Source organism: Vibrio harveyi NBRC 15634 = ATCC 14126 = KCTC 12724 (assembly GCF_001591145.1).
Lineage (GTDB): Bacteria > Pseudomonadota > Gammaproteobacteria > Enterobacterales > Vibrionaceae > Vibrio > Vibrio harveyi.
In genome coordinates this window covers 17,164-33,259 of record NZ_BCUF01000026.1, presented here as the reverse complement: position 1 = coordinate 33,259, position 16,096 = coordinate 17,164, and the positions used below count along the sequence as shown (strand labels likewise).

Genomic DNA, 16,096 nt, shown 5'->3' with positions numbered 1-16,096 from the left:
GATTTATTTACCTCGCCATTCTATTTTTCGATTTTAAGAAAATAAAACGCTAAAATTATTGGTTATCAATCAAAAATTTTGAAAGGTCGAAATCATGTTCTCCAAGTCTTCACTGGAAATGCTCGATACCGTTGCTCGATTGGGCAGTTTTACTGCGGCTGCTGAAGTGCTGCATAAAGTCCCTTCTGCGATCAGCTACGGTGTTCGTCAAGTAGAGCAAGATCTCGATGTAGTGTTGTTCCGTCGATTACCGAGAAAAGTGGAACTGACACCAGCTGGAGAGTTGTTCATTGAAGAAGCGCGTTTAATGCTACGACAAATGGCTGAAGTGAAAGCGCAAACTCGCCGCGCGGCACATGGTTGGCAGTCAACATTGAAGCTCACACTGGATAACGTGGTTAAACTCGATAAGCTTAAGCCTTTGGTTGAAGATTTTTATCGTGAGTTTGAATTTGCTGAGCTGCAAATCAACATGGAAGTGTTTAACGGCTCATGGGAAGCGATTGCCCAAGGGCGTGCTGATATTGTCGTCGGTGCAACGTCAGCGATTCCAGTTGGGGGTGATTTTGAAGTAAAAGACATGGGGGTATTGGATTGGGCATTTGTTATGTCACCTGCGCACCCTTGTGTTCGCCAGCAAGTCCTGACAGAAGAGTTTGTGAGTCAATTTCCGGCGATCTGTCTCGATGATACCTCGAACGTGCTGCCAAAACGTCATACTGGTCATTATCCGAAACAGCGTCGTCTGCTGTTACCTAATTGGTATAGCGCGATCGAATGTCTGAAGAATGGAGTAGGAGTCGGTTACATGCCGCGCCATATTGCCATGCCACTGATCCACGATGGTGTGCTGGTGGAAAAAGTCCTGGAGGATGATAAACCGTTGAGCCAATGTTGTTTGGTGTGGCGTAAAGATGACAATCACAAGTTGATTCAATGGATGGTGGATTACTTAGGCACACCAAATAAACTGCATCAGGATTGGCTGCAGTACTAACAAAAAGCCACTTTCAAGGAAAGTGGCTTTGGCGGCTCTAAGACAAGAAAAACTTGTAAGACGGGTTATCTGTTTCGTCTTTGCATTGATAGCCAAGTTCGCGCAAATGCGCAGAAAACTGAGCTAAATCGCTTTCATCTAACTCGAAACCACATAAAACGCGTCCGTAGTCAGCTCCGTGGTTACGGTAGTTGAACAAGCTGATATTCCAATGGGTACCGAGTGTACTCAAGAACTTCAGTAGCGCTCCCGGATATTCTGGAAACTCAAAGCTGTAGAGGCGTTCTTTGAGTGGCTTAGATGGTTTACCACCAATCATATAGCGTACGTGCAGTTTCGCCATTTCATCATCAGAGAGGTCAACCACAGGGTAACCACCATCACGCAAGTCATGGATGATGTTTTCTAGTTCTTCCTGACCGCCTTGCAAACGCACACCGACAAAGATATTCGCCAGTGCGTCATCGTTGTAACGATAGTTAAACTCCGTTACGGCACGACCGCCAATGAGGTTACAGAACTCAAAGAAGGCACCTTGACGCTCAGGAATGGTGACCGCAAGCAGACCTTCACGTTTCTCACCAAGCTCGCAGCGTTCAGAAACATAACGCAAACCATGGAAGTTGGTGTTGGCGCCTGACAGTACGGTGCCTAGATTTTTGCCTTCGAGTTTGTTTTGCTCAGCAAACTTCTTTAAGCCCGCTAGAGCAAGTGCGCCGGAAGGTTCTGCGATAGCACGAGTATCTTCAAAGATGTCTTTCACAGCAGCGCAGATTTCATCACTGGAGACTGCGATATGCCCATCAATGTACTTTTGGCACAGACGAAACGTCTCTTCACCAATGCGCTTTACTGCGACGCCATCGGCAAACATACTGACTTGGTCTAGTACGACTGGCTCACCAGCATCCAAAGCTGCTTTTAAGCATGAAGAGTCTTCTGGCTCGACCGCAATTACTTTGATTTCTGGCATCAACTGCTTCACAAGCACCGCTACGCCTGCGGCTAAACCGCCACCACCAACAGGTACGAAAATGTAATCTAGGTGACCATTTTGCTGCAGCATTTCCATGCCGATAGTACCTTGACCTGCAATCACCAGTGGATGATCGAATGGTGGGACAAAGGTATAACCGTTTAACTCGGATAGGCGCTCAGCTTCCGCTTTTGCTTCATCAAAATTACTGCCATGCAGCACCACGTTGCCACCAAACCCGCGTACAGCATCGACTTTGATATCTGGTGTGGTTTTTGGCATCACGATGGTGGTTTTTATGCCTAGCTTTGTACCCGAAAGCGCCATGCCTTGGGCGTGATTACCTGCGGATGCAGCAATGACACCAGCGGCTTTCTGTGCTTCAGACAGGCTTGCCACCATGTTGTAAGCACCGCGCAGTTTGAACGAGTGCACGGGCTGGCGATCTTCGCGCTTGATTTGCACATTGTTACCAATGCGTGCAGCAAGGCGAGGCATTTCTTGCAATGGGGTGACTGTCGCAACTTCATACACAGGAGCTCGCAAGATCTGGCGCAGATAATCTGCACCAGATTGGTTTTCCTGTTTTAAGGGAAAGGGTTGACTCATAAAGCTAGCCCTCGAGCTTAGATTTGTCTCGTACTGCACCTTTGTCAGCACTGGTTGCCATACTTGCGTAAGCTTTGAGTGCAAATGAAACTTCACGTTGGCGGTCAACAGGTTTCCAGCCTAGTTCGTCTTGTTTTGCACGTCGCTCAGCAAGCTCTTGTTCAGATACTTGGAGTGAAATTGAACGGTTTGGAATATCAATTGCGATCATATCGCCTTCTTTTACCAGACCAATCGCACCACCATTTGCCGCTTCAGGAGAGGCGTGACCTATAGACAGACCTGATGTACCACCAGAGAAGCGACCGTCAGTCAGAAGTGCACACTCTTTACCGAGTCCCATCGATTTCAAGTAAGTGGTTGGGTACAGCATTTCTTGCATGCCCGGACCACCTTTAGGGCCTTCGTAGCGGATAATTACCGCGTCGCCCGCTTTAACTTTTCCGCCTAAGATGCCTTCAACGGCGTCTTCTTGGCTCTCGAAAACCACGGCAGGACCAGTGAACTTAAGAATGCTTTCATCAACGCCAGCGGTCTTAACGATACAGCCATCAAGTGCGATATTGCCAGATAGAACAGCTAGACCACCTTCTTGGCTGAAAGCATTGTCTTTGGCACGAATACAACCTTCAGCGCGGTCATCATCAAGTCGATCCCAGCGACAATCTTGTGAGAATGCTTGTGTAGTACGAATACCTGCAGGACCTGCGCGGTAGAACTTGAGTACTTCTTCGTCTTCAGTTTGGATGATGTCGTATCTTGCGAGCTGCTCTTTCATGGAAAGACCAAGTACGGTGCGCGCATCATTGTGCAGTAGACCGGCACGGTCAAGCTCACCAAGGATAGCCATTACACCACCAGCGCGGTGCACGTCTTCCATGTGATATTTCTGAGTGGACGGTGCGACTTTACACAGGTGCGGTACTTGGCGAGACAGGCGATCGATATCTTCCATATCAAAATCGACTTCGCCTTCTTGCGCTGCTGCCAATAAGTGCAAAATCGTATTAGTTGAGCCACCCATAGCGATGTCCAGTGCCATAGCATTTTCAAAGGCATCAAAGGTTGCGATGTTGCGTGGCAATGCGGATTCGTCATCTTGCTCGTAGTAACGACGAGTCAGTTCAACAATACGTCGACCCGCGTTAAGGAATAGCTGTTCACGGTCTGCGTGAGTCGCCAACATAGAACCGTTGCCTGGCTGAGAAAGACCGAGTGCTTCAGTTAAACAGTTCATCGAGTTTGCGGTAAACATGCCTGAACACGATCCACACGTTGGGCATGCACTGCGCTCGATCTGTTCGCTTTGCTCATCAGAAACTTTTGGATCTGCGCCCTGGATCATTGCATCAACAAGGTCTAGCTTGATGATCTGATCGGAAAGCTTGGTTTTACCCGCTTCCATTGGACCACCAGAAACAAAGATAACAGGAATGTTGAGACGCATTGATGCCATCAACATTCCCGGAGTGATTTTGTCACAGTTAGAGATACACACCATAGCATCGGCACAGTGTGCGTTTACCATGTACTCAACGGAGTCTGCGATCAGTTCGCGTGAAGGCAATGAGTACAGCATGCCACCGTGACCCATTGCGATACCATCATCAACGGCGATGGTGTTGAATTCTTTTGCGATACCGCCAGCTTTTTCGATTTCGCGTGCTACAAGCTGACCCATATCTTTCAGGTGTACGTGACCCGGAACAAACTGAGTAAATGAGTTTACTACTGCGATGATTGGTTTACCGAAGTCTTCTTCTTTGACGCCAGTGGCACGCCACAATGCACGTGCTCCCGCCATGTTACGACCATGTGTGGTGGTTGCTGATCTATATTTTGGCATTTCCTAATCCTTCTTACTTCTGTTCTGGGTACACATAGTCTAACCAGCCCCACTTATCTTCCGTGGTGCCGTTAAATAGGCCGAAATAGGCCGCTTGTAGTTCTTTGGTGATAGGACCGCGCTTACCGCTGCCTACTTCAATTTTGTCGATGGTTGCAACAGGCACGACTTCAGCGGCTGTGCCTGTCATGAAGACTTCGTCAGCAAGGTAAAGGGCTTCACGAGCAATGTTTGCTTCACGAACTTCATAGCCTTTATCACGCGCAATGGTCATGATTGAATCGCGAGTGATGCCTGGCAGAATAGCGCTGGTTGCTGGTGGTGTTGTGATGACGCCATCTTTGATAACAAAGATGTTTTCACCTGCGCCTTCCGATAAGTAACCATCTACGCTGAGAGCGATGCCTTCATCATAACCGTGACGACGAGCTTCACCGCCAACGAGCAGTGAAGATAGGTAGTTACCACCTGCTTTCGCTGCGGTAGGGATAGTATTTGGTGCTGCACGGTTCCAGCTTGAAATCATCGCATCAACACCTTTCTCTAACGCTTCTTCACCTAGGTAAGACCCCCAAGGGAAAGCCGCAATGATCAGATCCATTTCAGTGCCAACAGGCGGGCAAACACCCAAGCCAACATTGCCCACAAAGCCCAATGGACGAATGTAAGCACTGTCGAGCTTGTTCTGGCGAAGGGTTTCACGTGTTGCTTCCATAATTTCTTCCACAGAGTATGGAATCGGGAAGCGGTAAATCTTGGCTGAATCTTTTAGACGTTGCGCATGTTCACGGTGACGGAAGACAATTGGTCCTTTTGGCGTGTTGTAACAGCGTACGCCTTCAAAAACAGAGGTGCCGTAATGCATTGCGTGAGTAAGAACGTGAACGTTCGCTTCAGCCCACGGGAGCATCTCGCCATTAAACCAAATGTAATCTGCAGTTTTCGTTGCCATTTATTGCCTTCCTTATGCACTTACGTGTTGTTGTAAGTTGTGATTTGGGAGTTCATCGTTGCGGATCTTAAGTACTTCTACGGTACGAATATCCCACAACTTCTCAATTTGATTGACCAAGAACGAGATAGGTCGATCGCTGTCGACGATGATCTCTACGCTGGCTACTTTGCTTTCATGGTTTTGGGTAGCTGCGACTTGTTTGATCACAAAGCCTCGGTGACGAATCACACGAAGAACGCGCTCTAACAGTACCGGTTTGTCGTCGGCTTTGATGTCGAGTAAATATCTGTCCATGTGATTGCCTCTTAAGTGTTTTCCAACATGTCACTATTTGATGCACCTGGCGGTACAAGTGGCCACACGTTTTCTTCCTCATCGATTAAAACGTGAAGCATGTAAGAAGTCTTACTTTCTAGCATCTCTTTGAGAGCCGGTTCGACTTCTTCTTTCTTGGTGATGGTCTTGCCCGGGATATCGAAGGCTTTTGCAAGCATCACGAAATCTGGGTTGTCATCAAGAATGGTTTCGCTATGACGACCGTCGAAGAATAGCGACTGCCATTGGCGAACCATGCCAAGACGTTGGTTGTTAAGAAGGACTATCTTCACTGGAATCTGACGACGCTTTAGCGTGCCCAACTCCTGCACGTTCATCATAAATGAACCGTCACCTGTAATAAGGATAGACTGATCATCAGGACGTGCGACCGCGGCACCCATTGCGGCTGGCAGACCAAAACCCATGGTGCCAAGACCGGCCGAAGTGATGAAGTTTTGCGGATCGCGTGGTTGGATATGTTGTGCTGCCCACATCTGGTGCTGACCGACGTCGGTCGACACAATTGAGCTATCCGGCATCATGTCAGACAGTTGTTTGAGTAGTAGCGGTGCGTAGATCAACTCGCCTGGGTGGTCGTAACGCCATTTGAATCCGCTACGCAGACTTTCGCTGTGATGCACCCAAGGGGAGATATCTTGAGTCAGTTCTAGTTGAGGAAGAATCTTGCTGATTTCACCGCGAAGTGGTGCATTAGCATGGCGAAGCTTGTGAATTTCGGCTGCATCGATATCGATATGAATCACTTTGGCATGCGGCGCAAAGGTATCGAGTTTGCCCGTCACACGATCATCAAAACGAGCCCCAACCACAATCAAAAGGTCAGATTCTTGAACTACTAGGTTCGCAGCTTTAGTGCCGTGCATACCCAGCATACCTAAATAGTGTGGGTCATGACGTTCAATGGTGCCCAAGCCTTTCAGCGTGCTGACCGCTGGCATTGGGTTTAACCGTAGAAACTCGCGTACTGCATCTGTCGCTTTGGCAATCTGTACACCACCGCCGACGTATAAAACTGGGCGAGTTGAAGCGGCAAGTACTTCTTGTGCGCGCTGGATATCGGCGTCACTTGCTAATGGAGGGGCTGGTGGAACAAAAGGAGGCAGAAGTTCTGTGGGTGCTTGGGCAAGCTGAACGTCTTTGGCGATATCGACAATCACTGGACCTGGTCGACCTGTTTTTGCAACTTCGAACGCTTCGGCAAGTGTTGGAGCAAGGTCTTCAATGTCGGTCACTAGGTAGCTGTGTTTGGTACAAGCTAGGGACATACCAATCACATCCATTTCTTGGAATGCATCGGTACCGATATGAGAGCTAGCAACCTGACCTGTGATGGCTACTAGAGGAACGGAATCGAGAAAGGCATCGGCAAGACCAGTAACAAGGTTGGTGGCTCCTGGTCCGGAAGTTGCCATACAAACCGCAACGTCTTGTGTTGCGCGGGCCATCCCTATGGCGGCCATGGCAGCCCCTTGTTCATGACGACATAAGATGTGTTCCACACCTCCGTCATACAAGGCATCGTAGATCGGCATGATGGCTCCACCCGGATACCCAAACACCGTTTCGATGCCTTGTTGCCTTAAAGCGGCTACGACTAGTTCTGCACCGGTCATCGTAAACCTCCTTTGCTACGTTGTGGCTCGTAGCTATCGCCATGTGTTTTGCACTTCATGTGCACTCCCATTCTTCCCGTTAAGCTGTCTGAGGGTTAGACAGATGACAACTTGTAGTTGTAAAAAAACCCCCGGACTTTTCAGTGCGGGGGTTTTTCGTAATTTGTGGTTATCTTTCGCCCACAATACCCCGCGCGGTGCCAATAATGACCACGATAATCAGGGCTAGCAGTGAGTTGTTGTGAGCGAATAAGTTCATCTGTCTGTCGTTCTTTTTTTCGTTAAAAAGTAGTGTGTAATGTTCTACGAAAATGTTTGCGTCACTAGTGGTAACACACAAATCTGCTGCATGACAAGCAAAAAGTCATTCTTTTTTCACATTAAGTACCATTCTGGACAGGCTATATAACATATCCATATAGAAAACATCTGGTTATATAACGAACAAAAATTTGAGGAAATTATGGGGCTGGCAATCATTCATAGTCGAGCAAGTGTGGGTGTGCAAGCGCCGTCGGTAAGCGTGGAAGTCCACATCAGCAATGGGATGCCGGGGTTTACGCTGGTGGGTCTACCGGAAACCACAGTAAAAGAATCGAAAGATCGTGTCCGAAGTGCGATCGTTAATTCCAATTTTCAGTTTCCAGCAAAACGAATTACGGTCAATTTGGCTCCTGCTGACTTGCCCAAAGAAGGTGGGCGCTTTGATCTGCCGATTGCATTAGGGATTTTGGCTGCTTCAGAACAAATCGCGACAGATAAGCTCAAAAACTACGAATTTGTTGGTGAATTAGCCCTTTCTGGAGGGCTGAGACCTGTAAAAGGCGTGCTACCTGCTGCGTTGGCTGCGAACAAAAAACAGCGTCGTTTAGTGGTGCCTCATGCGAATGGTGATCAAGCGGCATTAGTGGGTAAAGAGCAGCATAAATCAGCCCAATCGTTACTGGAAGTGTGTGCTGAGCTTTGTGGTCAGCATCAATTGAATTTATATCAAACCCCGAAGAAAAAAGAGACCAAAACGCACGGTCGTGATTTACAAGACATCATTGGTCAACAACAAGGTAAACGCGCTTTAGAAATTGCTGCGGCTGGCAATCACAACCTACTTTTTCTTGGTCCTCCAGGTACAGGTAAAACCATGTTGGCATCACGGCTATGTGATTTATTGCCAGAGATGAGCGATGAAGAAGCCATGGAAACCGCTTCTGTGGCGTCGCTGACTCAAAGTGAAATCAATGAACACAATTGGAAGACGCGACCGTTCCGCGCTCCGCACCATTCCAGCTCAATGGCTGCTTTAGTCGGAGGTGGCTCAGTACCAAGACCGGGCGAGATATCTCTAGCCCATAATGGGTTGTTGTTTTTAGATGAGATGCCGGAGTTTGACCGTAAGGTGCTCGATTCTTTGCGAGAGCCTTTGGAGTCAGGAGAAATTATTATCTCTAGAGCGCAAGGTAAAACGCGCTTTCCTGCTCGATTCCAATTGGTTGGTGCATTAAACCCCAGTCCGACAGGATATTATGAAGGGAATCAAGCACGGACGAATCCACAAGCTATTTTGCGCTACCTTGGACGTTTATCAGGTCCGCTTCTAGATCGTTTTGACATGTCGCTGGAAATTCTTGCTTTGCCGAAAGGCACATTATCTGAAGGGGGCGATCGAGGGGAACCAACAGCGGCGGTCAAGGAACGAGTAAATCAAGCACGCAATGATATGCTCAATCGCAGCGGTAAGGTTAATGCACTGTTGGGCAGTCGAGAGATTGAAGCGTTTTGCCCGCTACAAAAAAGCGATGCCGAGTTTCTAGAGAACGCTTTGCACCGCTTGGGATTGTCGATTCGCGCGTATCACCGCATCATCAAAGTTGCGCGTACTATCGCTGATCTGGAAGGTTCACCACAAATTGAACGAACTCACCTTGCAGAAGCATTGGGGTATCGAGCGATGGATAGATTACTCAAACAGTTGACGGCGCAGGCAGTATAAATTTAAGCCTGCTTTCGGTTGCGTTTATCTTGGTAGAGTGCTTGGTCTGCATGCTCGATACATTGCTCAAGATTCTCTTGGCACTCCACCAAGCCAAAACTGAATGAGATACCATGTAGATGGATATCATTTTCTACAAATTGGCGAATATTCAACAGGATGTCTTGAGCACTGGATAATGGCATGCAATCAAATAGGACGACAAACTCATCACCACCAACTCGGTAGAGCGTGCCATTCTCTCCCAGTTTTTGCATCATTAAGGTAGCAAAGTCGATCAGTACTTTATCTCCAATAGCATGACCATAAGTGTCGTTAACTTGCTTGAATTTATCCAAATCAAGATAAGCCACAACGCAGCAGTCACAGCCCTTTTGTATGGCTGACATCAACGCTTTTTTATTTAATGCACCTGTTAGGTGATCGTAATGCAGGCTTTGTTTTAACTGGTTTTGTTCTTCGATACGCGCTGTTATATCCCATGCCATCAATACGATATGACGCTCACCATTAACTTCGGTAAGGTAGCGCATAGATTCAAAGTGGTGATTTTGAAAGGTTTCAATATCCACTCGCATCGGGGCTTTGCTGTCGATCAAAGCTTGATCGTTGCGTTTGCATTGAAGTAACAGATCTCGTAGGTCTTCGTTATCACAATCTGTGATCATGTTGTCTAAGCTGATGCCGAGAATGTCTTCTTCGAAGAAAGCACGGTAGCGCTGGTTGAGGGCGACATGTTCACCTGTCTCTTTTCGCACAGCGATAAAACCCGGAAAGTTCTTGGAAAGAACGCTCATTAAGTTTTGTTCGGAAGCGTATTGAGGATCGATGTGCATGTATGGCTCTCGCAAATAATAAATAGGGCGCATATTATCCACAAGAGCGTTCGATTGGCTATTGTTTGAGCAATGAATTGTTTTTATTGTGACGATCAGTCCATTTTATACTCGCAGCAAATGGATCCCATTTACTGCGAGTATCGATCTTAGAAGTTGTAGTTCATACCAACTGAAACTAAATATTCTTTCTCATCGTAGAAAGTGATATTCGAATCGGTATTGCTGTAGCCAGCCAGAGAAATGAACGACCAGTTTTGCCAATCGAATACATTTTCGTATTCGTATGCCGCAAACAGACTTAATGTGTCGTCGCTACGTGTTTTACCAAACGTGTTGCTTGCTGATTGGTAGTCTTTCATTGTGTAGCCAGCGGTTAAGGCAAAGCGGTGACGGTTCATAAATTGGAACCAGCTTAAGTCTAAACCATATGAATCAAATGACTCGGCATCACCAACGGCATCTTGATTAATGTAGGTTAAAGCAGGTTGTAGCATTGATGTGCGACTCAACGGGATACGATAATCGCCTTTTACGTAATATACTTTCGCGTCACGGGCTAAAGTGCGGTCAGTGACTTCATCTTTTTCCACATCTTTGTCTGCGTATGCCAAATCAAGGTTAAAGTTGTCATCTAAGAAGCGTTTGATTTGGAAGCGGTACGCGTTGCCACCTTCGTCAGTGGTTTGTCTTGCAGAACCTGTTTTATATGGGTTGCGCCACGTTTCACCTTTTAAAACGGTAGGAAGGTAAGATACATCTAATATTGTGCCTGATGGCAATTGGTACTGATATCCTAACTGGAACGCTAAAGTACCCACTGCAATATCGGCACGCGTAGTACCAACGTATACTTGCTGGTTGAGTTTGCTACCAAATGTATAAGCGATGTTGCCTAATGGCGCAGCAATAAAGGAGCTATCACTCTCAGCGCTTTGATCGAGAGAGTTGATGGTGCTGCTATTATCGGTATTGAAATGAGATTCTGATGAAACGAAGCCTGCATTGAGCGAAATTTCACCGCTAAAACCTGCTGTTTCAGCAAGTTGAGCCTGAGCTGTACTGACGATAAGAGCCAAAGGCAGTAAGGTTAGCCTTGGATTCATTCGCTTTCTCCTTGTTTGTCGAATGAAGAATGTTAGTTGAGCGTTGGTCCGGTTTTACAGTGAAACAAATCTGACCATTATTACAAATATTCCAATGTGGCAACGGATTCGTATAATTACACGCTGTTTTATTGTTCACGTACACTAGTTACTGATTGGTTACCATGTTGGCATATTTGTTACTCATTTTTAACGCTTCTTTTGTGATTATAAATTCTGCGATTTGTTCCATCGCTATTTGTATCATTGCCATTTTTAAGCTTTTGCTTCCAACAGCAAAGCTCAAAGCCAAGGGTACCGAAGCTGCAAACAAAATGATGTGGGTTTGGGCTACAGTCAATGCAGGCATCCTTGCTTTGTTTAATCGCGTTGAATGGGATGTTCAAGGCGGAGAAAACTTAAAGAAAGATGGTTGGTACCTACTGATCAGTAATCATCTTAGTTGGACTGATATTGTTGTACTGTGCTGCGTATTTAAAGATCGCATCCCTATGCCTAAATTTTTCTTAAAACAACAGTTACTTTACGTGCCTTTTATCGGTATGGCTTGTTGGGCATTAGATATGCCATTTATGCGTCGCTATTCTCGTGAATATCTGCTTCGTAATCCACATAAACGTGGACAAGATTTGCAAACGACGCGCCGCTCTTGCGCCAAGTTTAAACATACACCAACTACAGTAGTGAATTACGTGGAAGGAACGCGTTTTACACAAGAGAAGCAGCGTAAAAGTCGAGCGGGTTATCAATATTTGTTGCAGCCAAAATCAGGTGGTATTGCTTATACGTTAGCGGCAATGGGTGAGCAATTTGAGAACATCATTGATGTGACCTTGGCATATCCAGATAATACGGAGAAGCCATTTAAAGATATTCTTATGGGGCGTATGACCAAGATTGTCGTGCGTGTGAAAGTGCTTCCTGTCGACGAACGTGTATTGGGCGATTATTTTAATGACAAGCCGTATAAACGCCAGTTCCAACAATGGCTTGGTGATGTTTGGCAGGAGAAAGATCAACTGCTGCAAGAAATACACAAATAAAGAAGGGGAGCACAGTGCTCCCCTTTCTTGTTTTTGCACAGATTACTTAAGCGTTAGCAAGTAGTTTACTAGTGCAAAGTACTCGTCCATTGACTTAATGCCTTGCGCTTGAACTAGGTACTTATTGTTAACGATAACTGCAGGAACGCCTGTTAGACCGCTGTTTTCAAATTGCTTGTCCATACGGCGAACCATTGAATCGACTGCGAAACCTTTGAATGCTGCGTCGAATTTTTTCGCGTCCACACCTTCGTCTAGGAAGATTTGACGAATTTCAGCATCGTCACGTGGTGGCTTACGCATGTTGTGGATACGGTTAAACATCACAGGCACCATCTTATCTTCTACTTTTAGAGCAACCATGGTCGCGTATGCTTTGCTCATTGAAGGTCCCATGTTTCCGCCCATGAAGGATACGTGGTTCTTCTGTAGTTTTACGCCTTCAGGTAGCTTTTGTTTCAGCTGCTGAATGATAGGCTCGAATGAATGACAGTGTGGGCAGTAGAAAGAGAAGAACTCAGTCACTACAGGCTTTTTCGATGCCTCTAGATCCAATACTTTGTAATGTTCACCTTCTTTGAATTGCGCTGCATGTGCCGACAGGCTTAGCATCAGCATAGAAAACAGTGCGAACAGCTTTTTCATTTAAATATCTCCATTTTGAATTGTTCGGCCTGACTTACCATTGAGGCATTAAAGACAGTGGTGCTTCTTCTAAGTTGGCAATCTGCTCTTTAAATGCAAGGACCTGACCTTCCCAGTATTTTGGCTCATTGAACCATGGAAAAGCGAGCGGAAATGCCGGGTCATGCCAACGTTTTGCTAGCCATGCCATATAGTGCACCATTCGTAGACCGCGAAGTGGTTCGATTAGTTTCAATTCTGCCGAGTTAAAGTCACAAAACTCCTGATAAGCTTCTAAGACGATATCCAACTGCATTAGTTTATCTTGGCGCTCACCATTGAGTAGCATCCATAAGTCTTGCACTGCTGGACCATTGCGTGAGTCATCCAAATCGACAAACATGGGACCATCGCGCCATAAGATGTTGCCCGGATGGCAATCTCCGTGTAGGCGAATGGTATTGAAACCATCCTGCCAGTGGCTTTCAATCGATTTGATTAACATGTCTAAATCGTTGAAGAAGCTATTCTCTAAATGCATTGGGATCATGTTAGCGTTTTGCAGAATCTTTCTTGGCTGATAAAGATATTCTTGCAAGCCAATCGTTGGGCGATGCTGGAAGGCTTGGCGGCTGCCTACTTTGTGGATTCGCCCTAAAAAACGACCCACACCTTCGAGCTGATCTAAGTTGTCGACTTCATATTGACGACCTCCCACACTCTCAAATAAAGCAAAGCCGTAGCCTTGGTAATGGTGTAGGGTGTGTCCGTTGATGCGCACGGGTGGAGCAACTGGGATTTCGTTGTCGATCAATTCAAGGGTGAAGTCATGTTCTTCTTGAATTTGTTCATTGCTCCAGCGCTCAGGACGGTAGAACTTCACCACATAGCGCTTGCGTTCTTCATCGGTGAACTGGTAAACACGGTTTTCGTAACTGTTGAGAGCGAGAAATCCAGATTCCGCTCGAATACCGATGCTCTCTAACGCGTACCACATAAAGTCTGGCGTGAGGGCATCAAAGTTGAAGGTGCCTTGGGACATATAAATAAAAAGGCTCATTGCTGAGCCTTTTTCCATTGGTCATCGAAGTTATAGCTTCTTGATAAATCGGCTTTCCACTTCAATGGTGAATTCGTTGCTCTTATCGGTGAGTATAAACTGAATTGTTGTGATCGCAGAGTTTAGCTTGTCAGGATCTGCGCCAAGGCTCATTGGTAAGTTTAATACTTCTCCTGGTTCAACTTGAATGGTTTGTTTGCCATACCAGCTGACATCACTCAAACCTTCGACGTTCAAGTCGTACTCTTGAACTTGTTGGGTCTTGTTGATCACTTTTAAGGTATAGGTGTTTTCTACTTCGCCTGAGCTGTTAACGCGGAACAATTGGTTACGGTCACGCAGCACGCTCATGCCTGCTGGATCAACCGATGCCACTTGTAGGAAGAACAAGCCAATCATGACTAACAGTACCGCACCATAACCAAGCAGTTTTGGACGCATGACTTTGGTACTCTTACCTGAGAGACGATGTTCGGTGGTGTAGTTGATCAGACCTTTCTCGTAACCCATGCGCTCCATGGTGTTGTCACATGCATCAATACACGCGCCACAGTTGATACACTCATACTGCAAGCCATCCCGGATATCGATACCAGTCGGACATACCTGAACACACAGATCACAATCGATACAGTCACCTAAACCAAGTTGCTTTGGATCGGCTTTGCGTGAACGAGGACCACGTTTTTCACCACGTTTGGTGTCGTAACCCACGATGAAGGTGTCTTTATCGAACATAGCCGATTGGAAACGCGCATAAGGGCACATGTGAATACACATAATAGAGCGCATCCAGCCAGCGTTACCGTAAGTACAAATAGCAAAAAACATTACCCAAAATACGGGCCAAAAGTTGGCATTAAAGGTGAAAAAGTCGACGACTAATTGCTTCATGGGTACGAAATAGCCAACAAAGGTAAAGCCTGTCGCAAGAGCTATCGCAAACCACGCAATGTGTTTGAGGGTTTTGCGCATGGCTAAATTTGCAGTCAGCTTATTGGAATCCTGCTTTCGGCGTTTATTTGCACTGCCTTCGAGCTTCTCTTCAAACCAAATATAGATGAAGGTCCACACGGTTTGCGGGCACAAGTAGCCACACCAAACCCGCCCCAAGAAGGTGGTGATAAAGAACAGCCCAAACGCTGCTATTACAAACAGCAGTGCGAGTAGGGTAAGGTCTTGTGGATACAGCGTTGTGCCGAAAAAGTTGAACTGCTGGTTACCGATGTCCAGCAAAATGGCTTGGCGCTCGCCGTAAGGAATCCATGGTACCAATGCAAACAGCAACAATAAAAACCAACCGCCGTAGCGACGGAGTTTCTGAAAGGTGCCTTTACTTTCTCGAACATAGATTCGATTACTTGGGTTGAAACGATCCCCTTTCCCTTTGTGGGTTTTCGGGTTAAAGGTTTTTGGAGTCACATCTTTGATATCAATCTTATCCTGACTCATGCACACATCCTTCTTTAGGCTTTTTATAATGTACGGCGACACTTCTAGTGATGTTGCTCGATGACATTGCTGCTTCGTCCATGCCATGATTCATGGCTGAACATAATTATTTTAGTAAATACTGATGAACGGCGATTATACAATCAATAACAATTCCGTTTCTTTAACGCAGTCAACGTTTAACAACAAAAGTCAGTACAGTTAACCTAATAAATGACTGAACAGTTATAACCACCTTTTTAAACTGTTTGATTTAGTTATAAAAAAAGCGACTCAAATGAGTCGCTTATCAATGCTTGGGTGTTGAGCGGATTACTTGATGATACCGCGTGCGCGTAGGATTGCTGTCTTGAAATCATCTTCTTGGTCTTTCTTAAGACCTGGGATCATTTCATCTTTGCCGCTGTTGCGCATTTTTAGGTGGTAGATCAACACGTCGTCGGTGAGATCTTCCAGTTTGCCTTCATAGCCAGCTTCATTTGCTAGCTTTAGGATGAACTGCAGCAGGTTCATTTCTTGGTCTTTATGCCACTCAGGCTCTAGAAGCTCAAGCAACTCTTCAATACGATGACACTTCATTTCTTTCTCCACAGAATTTATAGGTGTTATTTGCTACTAAAGGTATCAAATTGCTTGGCGAACACCAAATAGGA

14 protein-coding genes are annotated in these 16,096 nt (G+C 46.1%); 3 read left to right on the top strand and 11 right to left on the bottom strand.

Annotated features, from left to right (window positions below):
* The first annotated feature begins 94 nt into the window (after positions 1 to 94).
* Complete coding sequence (punR, locus tag VHA02S_RS14475) at positions 95 to 997, top strand: DNA-binding transcriptional activator PunR (RefSeq protein ID WP_005451018.1); 903 nt, start codon at positions 95 to 97, stop codon at positions 995 to 997.
* A gap of 37 nt (positions 998 to 1,034) precedes the next feature.
* Here punR and ilvA read toward each other — a convergent pair whose 3' ends face one another.
* From ilvA to ilvG, 5 genes are read right to left on the bottom strand one after another with little or no spacing between them, the layout of a single operon-like run.
* The gene (gene ilvA, locus VHA02S_RS14470; protein WP_005429804.1) at positions 1,035 to 2,582 is read right to left on the bottom strand and encodes a threonine ammonia-lyase, biosynthetic; all 1,548 of its coding nucleotides are present in this window, start codon (positions 2,580 to 2,582) and stop codon (positions 1,035 to 1,037) included.
* 4 nt (positions 2,583 to 2,586) lie between these two features.
* Positions 2,587 to 4,428, bottom strand: coding sequence for a dihydroxy-acid dehydratase (gene ilvD, locus VHA02S_RS14465; protein WP_038897972.1), 1,842 nt, complete (start codon positions 4,426 to 4,428; stop codon positions 2,587 to 2,589).
* A 13-nt stretch (positions 4,429 to 4,441) separates the two neighbouring features.
* Positions 4,442 to 5,380, bottom strand: coding sequence for a branched-chain-amino-acid transaminase (gene ilvE / locus VHA02S_RS14460; RefSeq protein ID WP_005451015.1), 939 nt, complete (start codon positions 5,378 to 5,380; stop codon positions 4,442 to 4,444).
* A gap of 12 nt (positions 5,381 to 5,392) precedes the next feature.
* A complete protein-coding gene (gene ilvM / locus VHA02S_RS14455) occupies positions 5,393 to 5,677 on the bottom strand; it encodes an acetolactate synthase 2 small subunit (protein WP_005440786.1) in 285 nt (94 codons plus the stop codon).
* Positions 5,678 to 5,688: 11 nt separating this feature from the next.
* Positions 5,689 to 7,335, bottom strand: a complete 1,647-nt coding sequence (gene ilvG / locus VHA02S_RS14450; protein ID WP_038897973.1) for an acetolactate synthase 2 catalytic subunit — start codon at positions 7,333 to 7,335, stop codon at positions 5,689 to 5,691.
* A 463-nt stretch (positions 7,336 to 7,798) separates the two neighbouring features.
* Between ilvG and VHA02S_RS14445 the strand changes: the two genes are divergently transcribed.
* Positions 7,799 to 9,322, top strand: coding sequence for a YifB family Mg chelatase-like AAA ATPase (locus VHA02S_RS14445; protein WP_038897974.1), 1,524 nt, complete (start codon positions 7,799 to 7,801; stop codon positions 9,320 to 9,322).
* Positions 9,323 to 9,324: 2 nt separating this feature from the next.
* On the opposite strand, the gene VHA02S_RS14440 is transcribed toward VHA02S_RS14445, so the two are convergent.
* Both VHA02S_RS14440 and VHA02S_RS14435 read right to left on the bottom strand, forming a co-directional pair.
* Positions 9,325 to 10,158, bottom strand: coding sequence for a sensor domain-containing diguanylate cyclase (locus tag VHA02S_RS14440; protein ID WP_038897975.1), 834 nt, complete (start codon positions 10,156 to 10,158; stop codon positions 9,325 to 9,327).
* 149 nt (positions 10,159 to 10,307) lie between these two features.
* Positions 10,308 to 11,264, bottom strand: a complete 957-nt coding sequence (locus VHA02S_RS14435) for a DUF2860 domain-containing protein (RefSeq protein WP_017190999.1) — start codon at positions 11,262 to 11,264, stop codon at positions 10,308 to 10,310.
* 164 nt (positions 11,265 to 11,428) lie between these two features.
* Here VHA02S_RS14435 and yihG point away from each other — a divergent pair, with 164 nt between their 5' ends.
* Positions 11,429 to 12,307, top strand: a complete 879-nt coding sequence (gene yihG, locus VHA02S_RS14430) for a 1-acylglycerol-3-phosphate O-acyltransferase, YihG family (protein ID WP_005451002.1) — start codon at positions 11,429 to 11,431, stop codon at positions 12,305 to 12,307.
* A gap of 42 nt (positions 12,308 to 12,349) precedes the next feature.
* Here the strand turns inward: yihG and VHA02S_RS14425 are convergent, their stop codons facing one another.
* From VHA02S_RS14425 to VHA02S_RS14410, 4 genes are all read right to left on the bottom strand, one after another.
* Positions 12,350 to 12,952, bottom strand: coding sequence for a thiol:disulfide interchange protein DsbA/DsbL (locus tag VHA02S_RS14425; RefSeq protein ID WP_005451000.1), 603 nt, complete (start codon positions 12,950 to 12,952; stop codon positions 12,350 to 12,352).
* A gap of 34 nt (positions 12,953 to 12,986) precedes the next feature.
* A complete protein-coding gene (locus VHA02S_RS14420; RefSeq protein ID WP_005450998.1) occupies positions 12,987 to 13,973 on the bottom strand; it encodes a serine/threonine protein kinase in 987 nt (328 codons plus the stop codon).
* A 48-nt stretch (positions 13,974 to 14,021) separates the two neighbouring features.
* Entirely contained in the window at positions 14,022 to 15,443 is a 1,422-nt protein-coding gene (gene ccoG / locus VHA02S_RS14415; RefSeq protein ID WP_005450996.1) for a cytochrome c oxidase accessory protein CcoG, read from the bottom strand.
* A gap of 312 nt (positions 15,444 to 15,755) precedes the next feature.
* On the bottom strand, positions 15,756 to 16,022 hold the full coding sequence (locus VHA02S_RS14410) for a YihD family protein (protein ID WP_005450994.1): 267 nt from the start codon (positions 16,020 to 16,022) through the stop codon (positions 15,756 to 15,758).
* Positions 16,023 to 16,096: the final 74 nt, after the last annotated feature.

Excerpts from the sequence above, each read along its gene's own strand:
- ilvD (WP_038897972.1), bottom strand. The coding sequence starts at position 4,428 with ATGCCAAAATATAGATCAGCAACCACCACACATGGTCGTAACATGGCG.
- ilvA (WP_005429804.1), bottom strand. The coding sequence starts at position 2,582 with ATGAGTCAACCCTTTCCCTTAAAACAGGAAAACCAATCTGGTGCAGAT.
- VHA02S_RS14440 (WP_038897975.1), bottom strand. The coding sequence starts at position 10,158 with ATGCACATCGATCCTCAATACGCTTCCGAACAAAACTTAATGAGCGTT.
- punR (WP_005451018.1), top strand. The coding sequence starts at position 95 with ATGTTCTCCAAGTCTTCACTGGAAATGCTCGATACCGTTGCTCGATTG.
- ilvM (WP_005440786.1), bottom strand. The coding sequence starts at position 5,677 with ATGGACAGATATTTACTCGACATCAAAGCCGACGACAAACCGGTACTG.
- VHA02S_RS14445 (WP_038897974.1), top strand. The coding sequence starts at position 7,799 with ATGGGGCTGGCAATCATTCATAGTCGAGCAAGTGTGGGTGTGCAAGCG.
- yihG (WP_005451002.1), top strand. The coding sequence starts at position 11,429 with ATGTTGGCATATTTGTTACTCATTTTTAACGCTTCTTTTGTGATTATA.
- VHA02S_RS14410 (WP_005450994.1), bottom strand. The coding sequence starts at position 16,022 with ATGAAGTGTCATCGTATTGAAGAGTTGCTTGAGCTTCTAGAGCCTGAG.
- VHA02S_RS14420 (WP_005450998.1), bottom strand. The coding sequence starts at position 13,973 with ATGTCCCAAGGCACCTTCAACTTTGATGCCCTCACGCCAGACTTTATG.
- VHA02S_RS14435 (WP_017190999.1), bottom strand. The coding sequence starts at position 11,264 with ATGAATCCAAGGCTAACCTTACTGCCTTTGGCTCTTATCGTCAGTACA.
- ilvG (WP_038897973.1), bottom strand. The coding sequence starts at position 7,335 with ATGACCGGTGCAGAACTAGTCGTAGCCGCTTTAAGGCAACAAGGCATC.
- ilvE (WP_005451015.1), bottom strand. The coding sequence starts at position 5,380 with ATGGCAACGAAAACTGCAGATTACATTTGGTTTAATGGCGAGATGCTC.
- VHA02S_RS14425 (WP_005451000.1), bottom strand. The coding sequence starts at position 12,952 with ATGAAAAAGCTGTTCGCACTGTTTTCTATGCTGATGCTAAGCCTGTCG.
- ccoG (WP_005450996.1), bottom strand. The coding sequence starts at position 15,443 with ATGAGTCAGGATAAGATTGATATCAAAGATGTGACTCCAAAAACCTTT.